The organism is Paraburkholderia bryophila (assembly GCF_013409255.1).
Taxonomy (GTDB): Bacteria; Pseudomonadota; Gammaproteobacteria; order Burkholderiales; family Burkholderiaceae; genus Paraburkholderia.
In genome coordinates this window covers 1,507,583-1,524,527 of the sequence record NZ_JACCAS010000001.1, presented here as the reverse complement: position 1 = coordinate 1,524,527, position 16,945 = coordinate 1,507,583, and the positions used below count along the sequence as shown (strand labels likewise).

At 61.1% G+C, this 16,945-nt stretch carries 20 protein-coding genes and 1 pseudogene; 5 read left to right on the top strand and 16 right to left on the bottom strand.

The window, feature by feature from the left end; translation table 11 throughout:
- The first annotated feature begins 373 nt into the window (after nucleotides 1-373).
- From GGD40_RS06810 to GGD40_RS06795, 4 genes are all read left to right on the top strand, one after another.
- Nucleotides 374-922 (top strand): iron transporter, encoded by a 549-nt coding sequence (locus GGD40_RS06810; protein ID WP_035551652.1) that lies wholly within the window; start codon nucleotides 374-376, stop codon nucleotides 920-922.
- A 145-nt stretch (nucleotides 923-1,067) separates the two neighbouring features.
- Nucleotides 1,068-1,400, top strand: a complete 333-nt coding sequence (locus tag GGD40_RS06805; protein WP_035551649.1) for a cupredoxin domain-containing protein — start codon at nucleotides 1,068-1,070, stop codon at nucleotides 1,398-1,400.
- A 67-nt stretch (nucleotides 1,401-1,467) separates the two neighbouring features.
- Nucleotides 1,468-2,313, top strand: a complete 846-nt coding sequence (locus tag GGD40_RS06800) for an FTR1 family iron permease (RefSeq protein WP_179743190.1) — start codon at nucleotides 1,468-1,470, stop codon at nucleotides 2,311-2,313.
- Nucleotides 2,310-3,716: a 4Fe-4S binding protein gene (locus GGD40_RS06795; protein ID WP_179705801.1), complete on the top strand. Its 1,407-nt coding sequence runs from the start codon at nucleotides 2,310-2,312 to the stop codon at nucleotides 3,714-3,716. Before GGD40_RS06800 ends, GGD40_RS06795 begins: the two co-directional genes overlap by 4 nt.
- Nucleotides 3,717-4,030: 314 nt before the next feature.
- On the opposite strand, the gene hemP is transcribed toward GGD40_RS06795, so the two are convergent.
- The 4 genes from hemP to GGD40_RS06775 all read right to left on the bottom strand — a co-directional run bounded on the left by hemP (nucleotide 4,031) and on the right by GGD40_RS06775 (nucleotide 6,601).
- Entirely contained in the window at nucleotides 4,031-4,291 is a 261-nt protein-coding gene (hemP, locus tag GGD40_RS06790) for a hemin uptake protein HemP (protein WP_179705800.1), read from the bottom strand.
- Between the two features lie 208 nt (nucleotides 4,292-4,499).
- Nucleotides 4,500-4,982, bottom strand: a complete 483-nt coding sequence (locus GGD40_RS06785; RefSeq protein WP_179743189.1) for an SRPBCC family protein — start codon at nucleotides 4,980-4,982, stop codon at nucleotides 4,500-4,502.
- A gap of 87 nt (nucleotides 4,983-5,069) precedes the next feature.
- Nucleotides 5,070-5,468 (bottom strand): OsmC family protein, encoded by a 399-nt coding sequence (locus GGD40_RS06780; protein WP_035551634.1) that lies wholly within the window; start codon nucleotides 5,466-5,468, stop codon nucleotides 5,070-5,072.
- Between the two features lie 254 nt (nucleotides 5,469-5,722).
- A complete protein-coding gene (locus GGD40_RS06775) occupies nucleotides 5,723-6,601 on the bottom strand; it encodes a pirin family protein (protein WP_179743188.1) in 879 nt (292 codons plus the stop codon).
- 123 nt (nucleotides 6,602-6,724) lie between these two features.
- Between GGD40_RS06775 and GGD40_RS06770 the strand changes: the two genes are divergently transcribed.
- A complete protein-coding gene (locus GGD40_RS06770; protein ID WP_179705794.1) occupies nucleotides 6,725-7,711 on the top strand; it encodes a LysR family transcriptional regulator in 987 nt (328 codons plus the stop codon).
- A gap of 408 nt (nucleotides 7,712-8,119) precedes the next feature.
- Here GGD40_RS06770 and GGD40_RS06765 read toward each other — a convergent pair whose 3' ends face one another.
- From GGD40_RS06765 to GGD40_RS06710, 12 genes and pseudogenes are all read right to left on the bottom strand, one after another.
- Nucleotides 8,120-8,539 carry an ExbD/TolR family protein gene (locus GGD40_RS06765; protein WP_179705792.1) on the bottom strand — a complete coding sequence of 140 codons (420 nt, stop codon included), beginning with the start codon at nucleotides 8,537-8,539 and terminating at the stop codon, nucleotides 8,120-8,122.
- 16 nt (nucleotides 8,540-8,555) lie between these two features.
- Nucleotides 8,556-9,287 carry a MotA/TolQ/ExbB proton channel family protein gene (locus GGD40_RS06760; RefSeq protein WP_179743187.1) on the bottom strand — a complete coding sequence of 244 codons (732 nt, stop codon included), beginning with the start codon at nucleotides 9,285-9,287 and terminating at the stop codon, nucleotides 8,556-8,558.
- 27 nt (nucleotides 9,288-9,314) lie between these two features.
- Entirely contained in the window at nucleotides 9,315-10,055 is a 741-nt protein-coding gene (locus GGD40_RS06755; protein ID WP_179743186.1) for an energy transducer TonB, read from the bottom strand.
- A gap of 277 nt (nucleotides 10,056-10,332) precedes the next feature.
- Nucleotides 10,333-10,569 (bottom strand): (2Fe-2S)-binding protein, encoded by a 237-nt coding sequence (locus GGD40_RS06750; protein WP_035551619.1) that lies wholly within the window; start codon nucleotides 10,567-10,569, stop codon nucleotides 10,333-10,335.
- Nucleotides 10,570-10,807: 238 nt separating this feature from the next.
- Complete coding sequence (murI, locus tag GGD40_RS06745; protein ID WP_179743185.1) at nucleotides 10,808-11,701, bottom strand: glutamate racemase; 894 nt, start codon at nucleotides 11,699-11,701, stop codon at nucleotides 10,808-10,810.
- A gap of 156 nt (nucleotides 11,702-11,857) precedes the next feature.
- On the bottom strand, nucleotides 11,858-12,337 hold the full coding sequence (bfr, locus tag GGD40_RS06740) for a bacterioferritin (RefSeq protein WP_105511903.1): 480 nt from the start codon (nucleotides 12,335-12,337) through the stop codon (nucleotides 11,858-11,860).
- Nucleotides 12,338-12,543: 206 nt separating this feature from the next.
- Nucleotides 12,544-14,067: a fumarate hydratase gene (locus tag GGD40_RS06735; RefSeq protein WP_179705782.1), complete on the bottom strand. Its 1,524-nt coding sequence runs from the start codon at nucleotides 14,065-14,067 to the stop codon at nucleotides 12,544-12,546.
- A 55-nt stretch (nucleotides 14,068-14,122) separates the two neighbouring features.
- Entirely contained in the window at nucleotides 14,123-14,689 is a 567-nt protein-coding gene (locus GGD40_RS06730) for a TIGR00645 family protein (RefSeq protein ID WP_218900830.1), read from the bottom strand.
- Nucleotides 14,690-14,886: 197 nt separating this feature from the next.
- A pseudogene (locus GGD40_RS06725) lies at nucleotides 14,887-14,988 on the bottom strand (DMT family transporter); the annotation flags it as partial.
- A gap of 21 nt (nucleotides 14,989-15,009) precedes the next feature.
- Nucleotides 15,010-15,621 (bottom strand): hypothetical protein, encoded by a 612-nt coding sequence (locus GGD40_RS06720; RefSeq protein WP_179743183.1) that lies wholly within the window; start codon nucleotides 15,619-15,621, stop codon nucleotides 15,010-15,012.
- A 113-nt stretch (nucleotides 15,622-15,734) separates the two neighbouring features.
- On the bottom strand, nucleotides 15,735-16,145 hold the full coding sequence (locus GGD40_RS06715) for a hypothetical protein (RefSeq protein ID WP_179743182.1): 411 nt from the start codon (nucleotides 16,143-16,145) through the stop codon (nucleotides 15,735-15,737).
- A 160-nt stretch (nucleotides 16,146-16,305) separates the two neighbouring features.
- On the bottom strand, nucleotides 16,306-16,605 hold the full coding sequence (locus tag GGD40_RS06710) for a ribbon-helix-helix domain-containing protein (RefSeq protein WP_179705775.1): 300 nt from the start codon (nucleotides 16,603-16,605) through the stop codon (nucleotides 16,306-16,308).
- Nucleotides 16,606-16,945: the final 340 nt, after the last annotated feature.

The following is a 16,945-nucleotide window of genomic DNA, read 5'->3' as shown; positions in this document are numbered from 1 at the left end:
GCGCCTTTTCTTTTGATGTCGGACAAACGATCGGCAAGCGCCCGACAACATCCCTGCATAAGACCCTTGGCAGACCGACCGCTACCCGCCACCCGGGCGGTGCGGCATCTGTCAGTACGTCCGCCCATTTCCTTAAGAATGCCTTAATACCCTGCTGCCATAAGGCTTTGCGCACGCTCCAATTGGTTCTCACCTGCGATCGATGATAAACTCATTCAATATTGAGAATAGTTCGCATTAACGTTCGTATATGCGACTTGCTTACGGTCTGTCGGTGTTTTGAAAGATAATGGCCGCGCCGACCGAGACATGCATGAACGCACTGTTCCAATGGGTTTCATTCCAGTCTCACTGATAAAAACTAGGAGTTTCAATGCGGATTTCTTCATTTGTGCGCGGTGGCGCAGCAGCAGTGGCTGCCGTCGCGGCGCTCTCGGCAACGGCCGCGGAATATCCGATCGGCAAGCAGCAGATCCAGGGCGGCATGGAGATCGGCGCCGTCTACCTGCAGCCGATCACGATGGAACCCGAAGGCATGATGCGCAAGGCGTCGGATTCGGACGTGCATCTGGAAGCCGACATTCACGCAGTCAAGAATAATCCGACCGGTTTCGCCGAAGGCGACTGGATGCCGTATCTGCAAGTGCGTTACGAGCTGACGAAAGCCGGTTCGAATCAGACGCAGAAGGGCGACATGATGGCGATGGTCGCCAACGACGGTCCGCACTACGGCGATAACGTCAAGCTGCAAGGCCCGGGCAAATACCACCTGAAGTTGATCGTCGAGGCGCCGATGCAAACGGGCCACATGGCTTTCGGCCGTCACGTCGACAAGGAAACCGGCGTGGGCGCGTGGTTCAAGCCGATCACGCTCGACTACGACTTCACCTTCGCCGGTATCGGCAAGAAGGGCGGCTACTGATCGTCGCGGTTCGTCACGCCGCGCCGCGCTGCGCTGCGCTTGAACGTGCCTGAACGCGCGTCGCGACGTGATCGGAAGTGAATGAATGCAGCAGCCGGCGCGCTGGGAATCAAACCCGGCGCGCCGCGTTTTTCCGGAAAAGCTAATGAGAATTCACCGAAAGATCGCGCTTCTCGCCACCACCGCCTTGCTGGCGGGTGCGGCCCATGCCGTCGATTTGCCGACCTTCAAGCTTGAAATGAACGACGGCAAGCTGAACCCGGCCCGCATCGAAGTGCCGGCGGGGCAGCGTATCAAGATCGAAGTGCACAACATCGGCAAAGGCGCCGCCGAATTCGAAAGCGTGCAATTACGCAAAGAGAAAGTGTTGGCGCCCGGCGCGGATTCGTTCGTGGTGATCGCGCCGCTCGAGCCGGGCGAGTACAAGTTTTTCGACGACTTCCACCAGCAGGCGCAGGGCGTGATCGTCGCGAAGTAGTGGCTTGAATCACGAGCGCGCGCCGTCGCGCGGTAGCGTGTTCGTCAAAGCAGTCGAGGAGAGTTAGATGGGTCAGATTCTATTCATCGTGTGGCGGGAAAGTGTCGAGGCGTTGCTGGTCGTCGGCATCCTGTACGCGTGGTTGAAAAATGGCGACGACGATGCGCGTCGCGGTTTGCCGTACCTGTGGGGCGGCGTGGTGGCCGGTTTGATCGCGGCCGTGGCGCTCGGCGCCGCGCTGGTCGGTTTCACCGAAGTGCTGTCCGGCGACGCGCAGGATTATTTCCAGACTGCGATGGTGCTGGTCGCCTGCGTGCTGATCGTGCAGATGGTGCTGTGGATGAAGCAGCATGGCCGCTCGCTCAAGCGCGACATGGAACAGTCGCTGCAAAAGAGCCAACGCGATTCGAACTGGTGGGGCGTCGCGTTGCTGGTGGCGCTGGCGATCGCGCGTGAGGGCAGTGAGACGGTGATCTTTCTGTACGGTCTGGGCTTCGGTCAATCGGGTCACGTGGACGGCAGTCAGATGCTCGCGGTCGTGATCGGCCTCGGTCTCGCGTTTCTGACCTTCTACGTGTTGCAACTGGGCGGAAAGTTCTTCTCATGGCGGCTGTTTTTCCGCGTCACCGAAATCATGCTGCTGTTCCTTGGCGCGGGGTTGTTTCAGACCGGCGTCGACAAGCTGATCGACAAGGAATTTCTGCCGACGCTCGTCGACCAGATGTGGAATTCGTCGGCGATTCTCGATGATTCGAGCACCCTCGGTTCGCTGGTCGCGACGCTCACCGGTTATCGCGCGCATCCGGCGTTGATGAATCTGCTCGCTTATGCCGCGTACTGGGCGGTCGTCTACCTGCTGGTGCGTCGGGCGAATCGCAAGCCGGTGCAACAAGCGGCGGGGCGCCCAGCATGAGTCGCGCGATGACCCGTCCGGGGCGCCTCGCCGCGGCCGGGCAGTGGATGCAGCGTCATGGTTCCGCGATCCGCGGCATCCAGTGGGTGGTGGTGGCGGTGTACGCGTTTCTGATTCTCGTGCCGGCGGTGATGCCGCTGCCGGACGACACCGCGCATCTATGGACCAACCTGACGCTCGCCGCGCAATTCGTGTTCTGGGGCATCTGGTGGCCGTTTGTTTTGCTGTCGATGGTGATGCTCGGGCGTGTCTGGTGCGGCGTGCTGTGTCCGGAAGGCGCGCTCGCCGAATTCGCCAGCAAATACGGTCGCGGCTGGGCGATTCCGCGCTGGATGCGCTGGGGCGGTTGGCCCTTCGTCGCGTTTGGCATCACCACGATCTACGGCCAGATGGTGAGCGTCTACCAGTATCCGAAAGCCGTGCTGCTGGTGTTGGGCGGCTCGACGTTCGCGGCGATGATCATCGGCTTGCTGTACGGGCGCGAGAAGCGCGTCTGGTGCAAGTACTTGTGCCCCGTCAACGGGGTGTTTTCGCTTCTGGCGCGTCTCGCGCCGTTTCACTACAAAGTCGATGAAGACGCGTGGCGCCATTCATACAAGAATGGCGAACATGGGCACCGCGTGATTCCGATCAATTGCGCACCGCTCGTGCCGTTGCGCAACATGAAGGGCGCGTCGGACTGTCATATGTGCGGCCGTTGCAGCGGCCACCGCGATGCGGTGGCATTGACGTGGCGCGCGCCGTCGACGGAAGTCGTGCAACTCGGCGACAAGCAGGCGAACCCATGGGACACCGCGTTGATCCTGTACGGTCTGCTCGGCATCGCGATCGGTGCGTTTCATTGGACCGCTTCGCGCTGGTTCATCGACCTGAAGATGTTCTTCGCGACGTGGCTAGTCGATCACGACATCACCTGGCCGCTGGAGACCAACGCGCCGTGGTTCCTGTTCACGCATTACCCCGAGCAGAACGATGTGTTTTCGTGGCTCGACGGCACGATGGTGATTGGCTACATTGTCGCCACGGCGCTGGTGTACGGCACCGCGCTGCTGGTGTTGCTGATGGGCGCGACGCGCATGCTGGGTCGTTTTAACACCGTGCGTCTGCATCATTTGACGCAAGGGCTGATTCCGATTGCCGGCGCCGGCGTGTTCCTCGGCTTGTCCGCTACGACGCTGTCGCTGCTGCGTGCGGAACATGTGTCGTTGTGGTGGGCGTCGGATCTGCGCATCGCCATTCTGGCGATCGCCAACCTGTGGAGCGCATGGCTCGCGTGGCTGGTGACGCGTCGTTATAGCGAGCGCTTCGTGCAGCGCGGTCTCGCCATGCTGTGGTTCGGCGGGGCGTTGGCGGTGGTCGATAGCGCATGGTGGCTGATGTTCTGGGGCTGGGCGTCCAAATAGCGTCAACTGCATTGCGCCGCTATCGCTTTCGCTGAGGTGTATGAACAAGCCGACCCGTGTCACCAAACAAAAAGCCGTGGGATGAATTTCATCTCCACGGCTTTTCCGTTTTCTGCATGCCTGGCGCACGACGTTTCGTGTTGCCGCATTGAGTGAGAACCAAAAAAAAGCGGCCTGGCTTGCTGCGACGGCTGGCTTGGTGTCTGCACGAAGGGGTCTAGTTCTCACGTGCAAGCCGTCGTGGCTGGCTACTGCCTAACACCTCTCGAGGAGGTGGTCCCCACAATACCCGGTACTTACTGCTATGTTCGGAGTTACTTCGTCAGAATCAGCTTGCCTAAGCGCGTTGCACGCAGCTGGTAGGTTTCGCCGTTGTGCAGGATGCTGACGTGACTATTTCCCTGCAGCAAAGTGTCGCTGCGTACGGCCCGCTCCGATGTTCCCGCCGAGCCGCTCGCACGATCCGCAACAGGCTTTGCCGCGGTTGCCGTTGCCGTCGACGGTTTCGGACGGCTGGTCAGCGCGGCCGCCGGGCGGCGCAGGCTGAGTGTGGAAGGGCGGTTGAGATCGGTCATTCGTTTTAGCTGTTGGTCGATTCGATGGATTAATTCTAAATGATAACTATTCCCATTTACAAGAAAGAGAAATTCATCGGATTTAATTTTCGATAGTCAAAGCGGGCTGGTGTGATAGTGACGAAGAGAGATGAACGACCGCCCCCGGCAAGCGGTCTTGCGCTCGATGCGCAGCGCGCGGGCAGGGCGCCTGCGCGTACTTCAGTGTTCAGTGCAACGAACCCGGTTCCTGCTTGGTCTGCACGTACTGGCGGATCAGTCGCACGGTATCGATATCGTTCTCGCGATACGCCGACTTGACGATCTCCTGCGTCTGATGCGCGTCAGGATCCGTCGACTCCGGCAGCGTCGTCGCGTATTCGAAGCGCAGGAACAGTTGTAGCTCGTCCGGCTGCTCGATGGTCATGGTCAGCGAGCCGCCGACGTGGTCTGCGGTCGGCAGAATGTCGTAGCGCACGCTCTGGTCGTCCTGCAGCGTGACGCGGTCACGCACGGTCGCCTGACCGTAGTGCAGCTTCCGTTCGATGACATTGCCGACGCGCGACAGGATCGTGCAACTGTCGAGACCTATCACGAACAGTTGCGGCTGTTCGGCGCGCAGCACGAGACCTTCCCACAGTTGGGCGCGGGTCATCGAGTCGACAAACGGATTCAACGGGTCGTTGATCTGGATAAGGTGTTCGAAATTCAAAACGACGGCTTCCTATGAAAGCGTTGCAATACGTGCGGTCCACGCCGCCGCGGCGAAGCGCTATTCGCCGCAGCCGCTCCTTGCCGCTTAAGCGACGGCGAGGCCCGAACGGATCGTGATCGGATGCGTGAGGATCTTGTGAACTGGGCACGCATTGGCAATTTGCAAGAGCCGTTCCCGCTGCTCGTCGGACAGATCGCCTTCCAGCACGATCTTGCGGTCGATGGTCGTGCCCGCGTCGCCGCTTGCCAGCGAGAGCTCGACGCGCACGTCGGCGAGCGGCCATTCCTTGCGCTGGGCGTACATCTTCAGCGTGATCGACGTGCAGGCGCCGAGGCTCGACAGCAGCATCGCGACGGGCGTCGGGCCGCGATCACCGCCGCCGGCTGACTCGGGTTCGTCGGCAAGCCACGTGTGCTTGCCGTCGTCCAACAGGACCTGGAAATTCGTCGAGCCGATGTGGGCGGTGACGGTGGACTCTGCCATGCGCGCTCCTGAACAGGGACGGAAATTGCCGCGCGCCGCGTCCCGTTATGGATAAACGGCGCGGCGCGCGGAATGAATCGCTATTGTGAACGAATTTAACGGGCTTCGTGACTGGGCTGAGCGGTACAAGCGGGCGGCGCGAGTGAGGCAGCGTGAGGCTGCAAGCGCAGTGCGAGCGGCGGAGCCAAATGTGGCGAGGGCGGCGTGGGCCGCCAGAGTGGCCCGCCCAACCCCACGTTGCCTCGCCGGATCGCTCAATGCGTGATCGCGCCCATCCGCCCCGCCTGGTAGTCGACCACGGCCTGACGGATCTCGTCTTCCGTGTTCATCACGAACGGGCCGTAGCGCACCACCGGCTCCTTCAGCGGCACGCCGCCCAGCAGCAGCACTTCAAGCGGTTCGGCGCCGGCCGTCAACGTGACGGATTCGCCGTCGTTCTGAAACACCACCATTTTCTGGGCGTCGATTTCCTGGCGCGCCTCGCCTTCGCCATAAAAGCCCTTGCCCGACAGGCTATAAGCGAACACGCGATAGTCGGCCGGCACCGGCTGCCGGATCGTCGCACCCGGCTGCAGCGAAAAATGCTGATAGAGAATCGGCGTACGCGTTTCGATTGCGGCCTTCACGCCGAGCGCTTCGCCGGCGATTACCTTGACGCGCACCTGGCCGTCCGCGGACGTGGCCACCGGAATGCTCGACGACGGCATTTCCTGGTAGCGCGGCGCGATCATCTTGTCGCGGCGCGGCAGGTTCACCCACAACTGCAGGCCATGCACACGTCCGCCGGTCTGTACGAACGACGGGTCCGGCATCTCGCTGTGTACGACGCCCGCGCCCGCGGTCATCCATTGCACGTCGCCGGCATGCAGCGTGCCGGAATGGCCCGCCGAATCCTTGTGGCCGAACTGGCCCTCGAGCACGTACGTGACCGTCTCGAAGCCGCGGTGCGGATGGTCGGGCGCGCCTTTCGCCTCGCCCGGCGCGTAGTCGATCGGCCCCATTTCGTCGAGCAGCAGGAACGGATCGAAGTCCATCAGCAGGCGGGTCGGAAACGGACGGTGGACGATAAAGCCTCCGCCCTCGGTCGTGCGAACAGCGGGAAACGTGCGTTCGATCGTGCGGCTCGTGCTCATCAAAGTCACCTCAAAAAAATGGGGAATAGCGTTATTTTTGAAACATGGAGCTATTATAGGGACCGTTTTCAGGGGTGCCAGCCACCGCTGCGCAATGGATTGTTCTATTAATGGAACGATGAGATGAAGATCGATTCACACAATCTGAACGACCTGATGTATTTTTCGCAGGTCGTCGAACATGGCGGTTTTTCCGCCGCCGAGCGCGTGCTGGGGATTTCCAAGTCGCGCCTGTCGCGCCGCCTGACGGAGCTGGAAGCGTCGCTGGGCGTGCGCCTGCTGCAGCGCTCCACGCGCAAGCTGGCGCTCACGGAAGCCGGGCAACTGTTCTATCAGCACTGTCAGGCGATGCTGGCGGAGGCGCAGGCGGCCGTCAACGTCGTGCAGCAGTTGCGCTCGTCGCCGCGCGGCACGGTGCGCGTCAGTGTGCCGGTCACGATCTCGCAGACCATCATGTCGCAGATCCTGCCGGAATTCATGCATCGCTATCCGGAAGTGCGCGTGGTGATGCGCGTGACCAATCGCGTGGTCGACCTGTTCGAGGATTCGATCGATGTCGCGTTGCGCGTGCGTTCCGATCCGCCGGAAAGCGCTAACATCGTGGTGCGGCCGCTGTGGCGCACGCAGCAGATGCTGGTGGGCGCGCCGAGCCTGCTGCAACAGAATGCGCCGCCGCTGCTGCCGGCCGATCTGAGCCGTTTCGAAACACTCGACGTGCCGAGCGGCGACGGACGTCACGTGTTCAATCTGATCTCGCCCGACGGCACGCGTCACGCGCACGAACACGAGCCGCGCCTCGTCACCGCCGACCTGATGATGCTGCGCGAAGCGGCGCTCTCCGGTGTGGGTATCGCCGCATTGCCGGAGATGATGTACGGCGCCGCGTTGCGTGCCGGACAACTGTCGCCGGTCATGCCGGGCTGGACCTTTCCGACGCCGCAGTTGTACGCGGTTTTCGTGTCGCGGCAGGGCATGGTGCCGGCCGTGCGGGCATTCGTCGATTATCTGGTCGAGATGCTCGATCCGGACGAGGGCAAGCACATTACGGGCGAATGCCCCGCGCGTGAGGAAAAAGCGGCGGCCCGGCCGATGCTGGCGGCGGTGTCGTAGTCGTGCTTGCAGGCCGCGGCATCGTTTTTAGCATTTAAGCGCGGGCTGTCATGAGTACTTTCAATGACGGTTTGCTTGAATGCGCGCGCTGGCGGGCCTATATTGAAATCCCTTCGCTAAGGAGTCTCTTATGCGAAAACTCATGGCCGCTATGATAGCCGGCCTGATAGGGCTGACCGCGCTGTCCGTGTCGATCACGGCTGTCGCATGCAGTGACACGACGAGCTATCAATCTTCGAATGATGGCAAGTAGTCACGCCGCCCGAAGGCGCCGAGTGCGCACAAAAAAAGGCCTTCATCTGACGATGAAGGCCTTTTACTTTTTACCCTTGTTTTAAGGGCTTTCCGGTATTTTCCGGCGGATGCTTTCCAAGCTGAAGGGCTGCCCTCGAAGCAACTCAATGGCTGTTACTTGCTCTTGGGCTGCGTCACGAAACCGATCTTCGTGAGGCCGCCGGCCTGCGCCGCCGACATCACTTCCGCCACTTTCTCGTACGGCACCTTGCGGTCCGCGTCCAGATGCAGTTCCGGCTGCGGATCCGCCTGCGCGGCTTGCGCGATCTTCGTGCTCAGTGCGGCTTCGTCGACCTTCTGGTCGTCCCACAACACGTTGCCGTCCGCGTCGATTGAGACCGTGACTTGCGCGGGCTTGGTGTCTTCCTTCTGACTGCTCGCGTGCGGCAGATCGATTTTGACCGCGTGACGAATCACCGGAATCGTCACCATGAAGACGATCAGGAGAACCAGCATGACGTCCACCAGCGGCGTCATGTTGATTTCGTTCATCAGGCCGTCGTCATCGTCGCTGGCGAAAGGGCTCATTGCCATCGGAGTGCCTCGTCGATCAGTGGGTGCGGGTCGCGAGACGCAGGCCATCGCCGCGTTTCGACGACGACAAACGCGCGCCCGTCACGAAGAATGCGTGCAGACCGTGAGCGAAGCGGCTCAGCTTGGCGACAACAGACTTGTTCGCGCGCGTCAACGCGTTGTAGCCGAGCACAGCGGGAATCGCGACGAACAGACCGAACGCGGTCATGATCAGCGCTTCGCCGACCGGGCCGGCAACCTGATCGATCGACGACTGACCGCTCGCGCCGATCGCCAGCAGCGCGTGATAGATGCCCCACACCGTGCCGAACAGGCCGACGAACGGTGCCGTGCTGCCGATCGACGCGAGAATCGCGAGACCGCTTTGCATACGCGCGACGCTGTCGTCCATGGTGTCTTTCAGGCAGCGCGTGACCCAGTCCGACACGTCCATGCGGTCATGCAGATGCGGCTGCGTCTGATGATGATGATCGGCCGCTTCCTGGCCCGACAGTGCCAGCGCGAGGAACGGATTGTCCTGCGGTGTCGACGATTCCGCGCCGAGCTTCTTCACGCCGTCGGCGAGATCGTCCGAATGCCAGAACGCCTGCTCGGCGTTCTTCGTGAGACGCTTCAGGCGTATCACATTCCAGGCTTTGATGACGATCACGCTCCACGACATGACCGACATGATCAACAGCGCGAGCGCGATACCGCGCGTCACGAAATCCCCTTGCGCCCACACGTGCGCCAATCCGTAGTTTTGCATTGCAATTCCTTGTTTTTAAAATCTGCTTCAATCGTTCAGATTGAAGTCGTAAGGCTGGGTGTACGCCGCGCGAACCGGCTGACCGTTCTCGAGATAGGGCTTGCAGGCGCTCGCATGGACGGCCGCGACCGCGGCGTCGTCGAGGCGGCTGAAGCCGCTGCTTTTCTTCAGTTCGATGTTCTCGATTTTGCCGCTCAGGCCGACCACGAACTTCACGTAGGCGATGCCCGTTTCGCCACGCCGCTTCGACAGCGACGGGTAATCGGGCTTGGCGATATTGCAGTCGAGATGCGAGACGTTCTTCGGCGCGGCGATCTCCATCGTCTGACGGGCGATCGCCGGTGCGGCGGCTGCCGGCAGCGCGGCCGGTGCAGCCGGCGCGGGCGGCGCGGGCGGCGTCGGATCCGGTGCGGCAATCGCGGTCTGCGACGGCGCGGCCGCTTGCGGCAACGGCGTGGGAGTCGGCTTGGGCGTTGGCGTCGGCTTGACTTTGGGCTTGGTATGAACCGGCGGCGTCGGCTTGGGAGGGGGCGGCGCGATCGATTGCAACGCGACCGGCGCGGCCACCGGCGTCGGCGGCAGCAACTGCGCCGTCATGACATGCGATTCGAGTACCGGCTGGACCGGATCGTGACGCAACGTCAGGACCACGGCTAGCAATGCGACGTGAATCGCCGCAACCGCGGCTGTCGCGGTCAGGGCGCGTGAATTCATTCGGGCGGAGGGAGTCGGCGTGACGCCGGCTGAAACGGTATGCGAGGCCTGCATGTTAGCGTGGCGGCGCGCTGTCGAAACAGCGCGTCAGACAAGACATCGTCATGTTCGGAAGATCAGCAGCGAAATGAACAAAGTAGTCACGAAACCAATCAGCAATTCCATCTCAAACTCCTTTTTAACGGGTGAGCGGGGCTAGCTGGCTGGTACGGATACTGGCTTGCTGACGGCAGTGGGATAAAACAAAAAACGAGCGTAAAACAGGCGCGTGAAACAATCGGGACAGCGGGCGCTTTGCAGCGCGGCCGGGGCCGCGCAGTGAAACGTGGCCTTAGGCGGCCTTGCGCTCGTAAAACGTCAGCGGAACAGCCTGCGGATGATGCTCGAAGCCGCAACGGCTCGCGCAAACGCCGCTTTGCATCATGACGTCGCGCACGGACTCGGCGCACTTGCCACAGCAGGACGCGACGCCCAGCTCGAACTGAAGCTCGTCGAACGAGTCCATGCCATCTTCGATCGAGGCACGGATCTTTCGGTCAGAAACAGACTTGCAGACACAGACAATCATGGCAGGGCGTCATAGATAACGTTAATGCGAATTATTATCATTTTGTTTGGAGCGTTTGGCAAGCGTCCTGCATGATTTTTTGTAACAAAACCAGACTCTTAGAAGGGTTTCGTCTATAGGGCAGAATCCGGCGCGCGGGGCCCGTGGAGCGAAAGAAATGGGCAATCAGGCGAAAAATTGCCGCAAAAGTACGTGGGAAGTCCCTCGGCGACGCAAAAGATGTCGCGCGGGAGCAGATTTATGCGGCTTGAGAGTTTGGCGCTGCGGTGCGGCGCGAAGGGATCAATACGCGTTCGACATGGGCGTCGAGGTGCAGCAGCGTCGCGGCGAGCTGCTTCTGATGCGCGCCGTCGTCGGTGGAATAAAAGCGGGGCAGAGCAGGGGCGTGAGTGTCGCCCGCTGCGGCGCGCAGACCGTGCTGGTCGAGCACGCGCTCGAGTTGGCGTGCAATGGCGACGCTCGTATCGATCAGCATCAGCCGGTCGCCGACCATGTCGCGAATCGCTGCGTCGAAAAACGGGTAATGGGTACAGCCGAGCACCAGCGTGTCGGCGCCCGCCTCGAGCATGGGTTCCAGGTAGCTGCGCAGTAACGCGCGCAGTTCCGCCGAGTCGACGTCGCAGCGTTCCACCGCTTGCACAAGCCCATGGCCCGGCTGGCAGAGAAAGCGGCAATCCGACGCGTAGCGATCGAGCAGCGCCTGAAAGCGCGCGCTGCGCAACGTGACTTGCGTAGCGAGCACGCCGGCCACGCGGGTTTTCGACTGCAGCGCGGCGGGCTTGATACCCGGTTCGACGCCGACCAGCGGAATGGACAGCTTTTCGCGAACCAGCGCGATAGATTGCGCGGTCGCCGTGTTGCACGCGACCACCAGCGCCTTCGCTCCTTGCTTGACCAGCCACTCGCCGATGGCGAGCGTGCGGTCGGCGATGAAGTCGTCGTCTCGTTCGCCATAAGGGGCGTACAGCGAGTCGGCCACGTACAGCAGCGATTCGTCGGGCAGTTGCGCCCGCACCGCCCGCAACACCGACAGTCCGCCCAGGCCCGAATCGAAAATGCCGACCGGCGCGCGCGACGCAGCCGCGGCGGCAGTAACAGTTCGAGCACCCGTGGACGGCAAATCTGTAGGCATAGGCGGAGAGGACGCGCGTGGCACGGCGGTCAACGAAAACTCAGCAAAACAGGGAAGTGCGCAAGTATATCGTCCGCGCGGCGCGGGTCATGAAGAACGCTGCAGGTAAAGCACATTCTCACGAGCCCGCGCGCGGCGGGTTCCAGCCTGTTTCGCTCAGGAACCGATCGGACCCATGGCGGTTTGCTGGTAGTTCTGAATGCCGACCTTGTCGATCAGATCGATCTGCGTTTCGAGCCAGTCGATGTGTTCTTCGGTATCGTCGAGAATCTTCGTGAAGATTTCGCGTGAGATGAAATCGCGAACCGATTCGCAATACACGATCGCTTCTTTGCAGGTGCTTTGCGAAATCTGTTCGAGCTTCAGATCGCATTCGAGAATTTCTTTGGTTTCCTCGCCGATCAGCAGTTTGTGCAGGTCTTGCAGGTTCGGCAGGCCGTCGAGCATGAAAATGCGTTCGATCAACCAGTCGGCGTGCTTCATCTCGCCGATCGACTCGTCGTATTCGTGCTTGCCGAGCTTCTCGAGGCCCCAGTGTTTGTACATGCGCGCATGCAGGAAGTACTGGTTGATCGCGGTCAGTTCGTTTTTCAACTGCGAGTTGAGATATTCGATGACCTTCTTGTCGCCTTGCATGAGATGTCCTTGTAGGGGATTTGAATTTCCCAGAACAATAAACGCCGAAGCGCAAAAAGCCAAGGCAAAAATACAGTTTTATGCTTGATTTTGAAGGTTTTTTTGCGTGATGAGTAACGTTCTCATTTCAACCGAAAAAAAGCCGGGGTACGAGACCCCGGCTTGAGATTTATCGGTTGAAGAGATCAACCTGTCTTAATACAAGTTCAAACCGTTGCGACCGGAATCTTGCCGATCTTCGCTTGCCATTCCTTCGGGCCGGTCTGGTGCACGGAGGTGCCGTTCGAATCGACGGCGACGGTCACCGGCATGTCCTGCACGTCGAACTCGTAGATCGCTTCCATGCCGAGGTCTTCGAACGCCAGGACCTTCGCGCTGCGAATCGCCTTCGACACGAGGTACGCCGCGCCGCCCACGGCCATCAGATACGCGGCCTTGTGCTTCTTGATCGACTCGATCGCAACCGGGCCGCGTTCGGCTTTACCGATCATCGAAATAAGGCCGGTTTGCGACAGCATCGTTTCGGTGAACTTGTCCATGCGCGTGGCGGTGGTCGGGCCCGCGGGACCGACGGCTTCGTCGCGCACCGGGTCAACCGGGCCGACGTAGTAAATCACGCGGTTCGTGAAGTCGACCGGCAGCTTTTCGCCCTTCGCCAGCATGTCGGCGATGCGCTTGTGCGCGGCGTCGCGGCCCGTCAACATCTTGCCCGACAGCAGCAGCGTCTGGCCCGGCGTCCACGCGGCGACCTGTTCCGGCGTGAGCGTGTTCAGATCGACGCGCTGGCTCTTCTCGGTGTCCGGTTCCCACTGCACTTTCGGCCAGGCGTCGAGCGACGGCGCTTCGAGCTTTGCCACGCCCGAACCGTCCAGCGTGAAGTGCGCGTGACGCGTTGCCGCGCAGTTCGGGATGATCGCGACCGGCTTGCTCGCGGCGTGCGTGGGCGCGGCCATGATCTTCACGTCGAGCACGGTGGCGAGACCGCCGAGACCTTGCGCGCCGATGCCGAGCGCGTTGACCTTCTCGTGCAGTTCCACGCGCAGTTCTTCGATCCAGTCCTGCGGGCCGCGCGCGATCACGTCCTGAATGTCGATCGGGTCCATCAGCGATTCTTTCGCCATCACCATGGCTTTCTCAGCCGTGCCGCCGATGCCGATGCCGAGCATGCCCGGCGGGCACCAGCCGGCGCCCATGGTCGGCACGGTCTTCAGAATCCAGTCGACGATCGAATCCGACGGATTCAGCATCGCGAACTTCGACTTGTTTTCCGAGCCGCCGCCCTTGGCCGCGACCTGCACGTCCACGGTATTGCCCGGCACGATCTCGTAGTGGATCACGGCCGGCGTGTTGTCTTTCGTGTTCTTGCGGCCGCCTTCGGGCGGGCTCACGATCGACGCGCGCAGCACGTTGTCCGGGTTCAGATAACCGCGGCGCACGCCTTCGTTGATCATGTCGGTGACGCCCATGGTCGCACCGTCCCAGCGCACGTCCATGCCGACCTTCACGAACACCGTGACGATGCCGGTGTCCTGGCAGATCGGGCGCTTGCCTTCGGCGCACATGCGGCTATTGGTGAGAATCTGCGCGATTGCATCTTTCGCGGCCGGGCTCTGTTCGAGTTCGTACGCGCGGCCCAAGGCCTGGATGTAATCGAGCGGGTGGTAATAGCTGATGTGCTGAAGCGAATCAGCAATGCTCTGAATCAGATCTTCCTGTTTGATGACGGTCATGGCTAGCTCAGTGGGGACAATGGCGCTTGTTGTACTGATCGCAGGGCTGCGCGAGTCAGTCGTGCGCCTTCAGGGGAGTGGAACCGTTGGAACCCAGCGCGTGCAAACCGGCGGGTTCCTGAAAATGTTTGGGGTGCGTGCTGGTGGTGAGACGGTCGACCGCCGCCATGACCAGCGCCGACACGAGGAAGGCGACGTGGATGATCACCTGCCACATGATGGTGTGGGTGGAATTCTGGTCGGGGCTGATGAAGGTCTTCAGCAGATGGATCGACGAGATGCTGATCAGCGCCATCGACAATTTGACTTTCAGCACGCCGGCGTTCACGTGGTCGAGCCATTCCGGTTCGTCCGGATGACCCTCCACGCCCAGGCGCGACACGAAGGTTTCATACCCGCCGATGATCACCATGATCAGCAGGTTCGAGATCATCACCACGTCGATCAGGCCGAGCACGACCAGCATGATGTTGGTTTCGTCGAGCGTCATGGCGGCCGTGACGAGATGCCAGACTTCCTTGAGGAACAGCACGACATAGACGCCCTGGGCCACGATCAGGCCCAGGTAGAGCGGCACTTGCAGCCAACGGCTCATGAAGATGATGGCGGGCAGCGGGCGCATGGGGCGGCGCGTGCGGGCTGAGTCGGGGCGCGGAGCGGACATAGGCGGAGTCGGATGAAACGCAGGTGACGGAATACGGCCTCGATGCACCGGTCCGGCGAGCGGGGCGCACGGAGCGGAGACACAAACGGGGCGCGGACGACGCGGAGCACGGCCAACGGGTAGCCGGAAATGTCCGCAACGGGCGCGCCATTGTATCAAGACGCCACAGGCGGCGTCCGTCCGACCTTCAGGCTCGCGAGTGCGATCCCCGTGACGACGCAGGCGAGCGCGATACCGTGCGCGAGCGTCGGCCGTTCGGGCTCGACCGCAGCCTCGCGTCAGCGGTGCCGTACTCCGCTGACTAGGTCGTAACGCGCCGCGCACGACGGATCGGCGCCGGCGAAATGGGCGATAACGCGCGTGGGGCCGGCGTCGGTCGGCCCCGCGCTCGCCACGAAGCGCAGCGCTTTCAGGCACAGCGTCGTGGCGGGCGGCACGACGACCAGATCCGTGAGCCAAGCGCTGGACAGATTCTTCTGCGGGACCGATTCGTCGAAGATCGAGTACAACTCGCACAGGCCTTCGCGCGGATACGCCGACGCCGTTCGCAGCGCAAAGGCAGCCGCGCTGCGCGGCAGCACGAAGGCGCATTGCGCGCCGAGGTCGGCGAACCGCCGCGCGTGTCCGCGTTGCAGCGCGGCGAGACCGGTTCGCGCGATATGCGACACGCGGTACGAGGCGCCGGTGTAATCCGTCATGAGCGGAAGTGCATCGAGAAAACCTTGCACGGCTTCGTCGGGCGGCAACGCATTGCGCAGCGCTTCATTAATGTGTCGATGGCCGCCGCCGATGAAATCGGTCATGGCCGGGTGCCGTTCCGTGTTGGCGTGTCGAATGAGCGTGTCGAGCCGCTGGCGATCGGCGGGCTCAAGCTCGCGAAGAGTATTCATTGTGTTCAGAAAGGAAAGGCGGGGTAGGCGCGGGGGCGGCGTGTCGTGAACGCCGCCCCGGATCTGGCTGCCGGCGCGAAAACGCGGCGGCCGGCAGTTTCTTCAGGCTGGCGTCAGGCGGTGCCGTTCCCCTGGCCGCCTTGCGTGCCCAGGCCGCCCATCAGCGAACCCATCATGCCGAGCAGCGGCGGCGCGAGTTGCATCACGGCGGAAAGGACAGACTTGACGATGTTCATGATGCCGCCTAGCCCCATCCCCATTCCGCCCGCGCCACCGCCGCCGCCCGCACCGGCGCCTGCCAGTCCCTGTGGGTCGACGTTCTGACCCGGCACGGCAAAAGACTGCCGCATGCCACCGGCACCGCGAGCAGCACCGGCAGCGCCGATACCGCCGTCGTCGTCAGGCGGAAACATGGGCACCGTGCTGAAATTCGCGTTGAACTGCATGCCGTTTTGCTGCGGCATCGAGGTATCGCCAAAATCGTACGGCATGTTGTTGCCGAAATTGTCGATCGTATTCGCCATAGTGAGAAAAATCCCTGATTAAAAGTTAAACCATTCAGTTGCGGTTTTTGCGTGAGCAATTGCGCGTGGTGATCGATCGGTGTCGTGTGTTGCTGAGTAAAAAAGAATGAGGGGATCGGTTCGGTGGGCCTCCTTGTACTGAATTATGCGAAATGAATAATTATTCCGGCGTGATTGTCTTCATGTCGATGGGATATGTCTGTTCCAATATTTGCGTGACACAGATAATTCTGATAAAGCCGGTGAAATTGCAGATGGTTTCCTGTGTCATATCGATTTCAAGCGCCCATTTGGAAATCAGTTTCCCTACCGTCAGCGATTCCTGACGCGCGATTTCTTCAATGATTCGCCAATAGATTTCCTCGAGCCGCAAACAGGTTGCAAAACCGTTGATTCTGATCGAGCGAAGCTTCGGTCTGGCAAGGCCGGGCGCGAAATTGCAAAACCGCATCATCACCATACGAAGTTGCGTGTAGGAATCTGACGTGGGCCTGCAGAAATTAAGTGATCGGTTCCCGAAAAATCACTAGGAAATTTCGATAAAGATAATTCGCTTCGTGATGGATTGAGTGGGTCGTTTGTCATGATCGGATTAATCGATTAGCGGGTTGGTCAATCCTCTCTCTCTGTGAACGAAGTAGGTCATACAGGGGTACGACTTACCGATATTTATATCTTCTTCGTATTTTTTGGATAAGACCGGTTTATTTCAGGATAAGCCGGATCGTTGGATCGATATCCGCGGCTAATGGCGGTAATGGACCGCCATGGCCGTTCGGGTCAAAGCATTAAGCCGTCCG

Bases quoted from the DNA above. Each gene is read 5' to 3' on its own strand.
- GGD40_RS06810 (WP_035551652.1), top strand. From the start codon at position 374: ATGCGGATTTCTTCATTTGTGCGCGGTGGCGCAGCAGCAGTGGCTGCC.
- GGD40_RS06805 (WP_035551649.1), top strand. From the start codon at position 1,068: ATGAGAATTCACCGAAAGATCGCGCTTCTCGCCACCACCGCCTTGCTG.
- GGD40_RS06800 (WP_179743190.1), top strand. From the start codon at position 1,468: ATGGGTCAGATTCTATTCATCGTGTGGCGGGAAAGTGTCGAGGCGTTG.
- GGD40_RS06795 (WP_179705801.1), top strand. From the start codon at position 2,310: ATGAGTCGCGCGATGACCCGTCCGGGGCGCCTCGCCGCGGCCGGGCAG.
- hemP (WP_179705800.1), bottom strand. From the start codon at position 4,291: ATGACCGATCTCAACCGCCCTTCCACACTCAGCCTGCGCCGCCCGGCG.
- GGD40_RS06780 (WP_035551634.1), bottom strand. From the start codon at position 5,468: ATGGCAGAGTCCACCGTCACCGCCCACATCGGCTCGACGAATTTCCAG.
- GGD40_RS06775 (WP_179743188.1), bottom strand. From the start codon at position 6,601: ATGAGCACGAGCCGCACGATCGAACGCACGTTTCCCGCTGTTCGCACG.
- GGD40_RS06770 (WP_179705794.1), top strand. From the start codon at position 6,725: ATGAAGATCGATTCACACAATCTGAACGACCTGATGTATTTTTCGCAG.
- GGD40_RS06765 (WP_179705792.1), bottom strand. From the start codon at position 8,539: ATGGCAATGAGCCCTTTCGCCAGCGACGATGACGACGGCCTGATGAAC.
- GGD40_RS06760 (WP_179743187.1), bottom strand. From the start codon at position 9,287: ATGCAAAACTACGGATTGGCGCACGTGTGGGCGCAAGGGGATTTCGTG.
- GGD40_RS06755 (WP_179743186.1), bottom strand. From the start codon at position 10,055: ATGCAGGCCTCGCATACCGTTTCAGCCGGCGTCACGCCGACTCCCTCC.
- GGD40_RS06750 (WP_035551619.1), bottom strand. From the start codon at position 10,569: ATGATTGTCTGTGTCTGCAAGTCTGTTTCTGACCGAAAGATCCGTGCC.
- murI (WP_179743185.1), bottom strand. From the start codon at position 11,701: ATGCCTACAGATTTGCCGTCCACGGGTGCTCGAACTGTTACTGCCGCC.
- bfr (WP_105511903.1), bottom strand. From the start codon at position 12,337: ATGCAAGGCGACAAGAAGGTCATCGAATATCTCAACTCGCAGTTGAAA.
- GGD40_RS06735 (WP_179705782.1), bottom strand. From the start codon at position 14,067: ATGACCGTCATCAAACAGGAAGATCTGATTCAGAGCATTGCTGATTCG.
- GGD40_RS06730 (WP_218900830.1), bottom strand. From the start codon at position 14,689: ATGCGCCCGCTGCCCGCCATCATCTTCATGAGCCGTTGGCTGCAAGTG.
- GGD40_RS06720 (WP_179743183.1), bottom strand. From the start codon at position 15,621: ATGAATACTCTTCGCGAGCTTGAGCCCGCCGATCGCCAGCGGCTCGAC.
- GGD40_RS06715 (WP_179743182.1), bottom strand. From the start codon at position 16,145: ATGGCGAATACGATCGACAATTTCGGCAACAACATGCCGTACGATTTT.
- GGD40_RS06710 (WP_179705775.1), bottom strand. From the start codon at position 16,605: ATGGTGATGATGCGGTTTTGCAATTTCGCGCCCGGCCTTGCCAGACCG.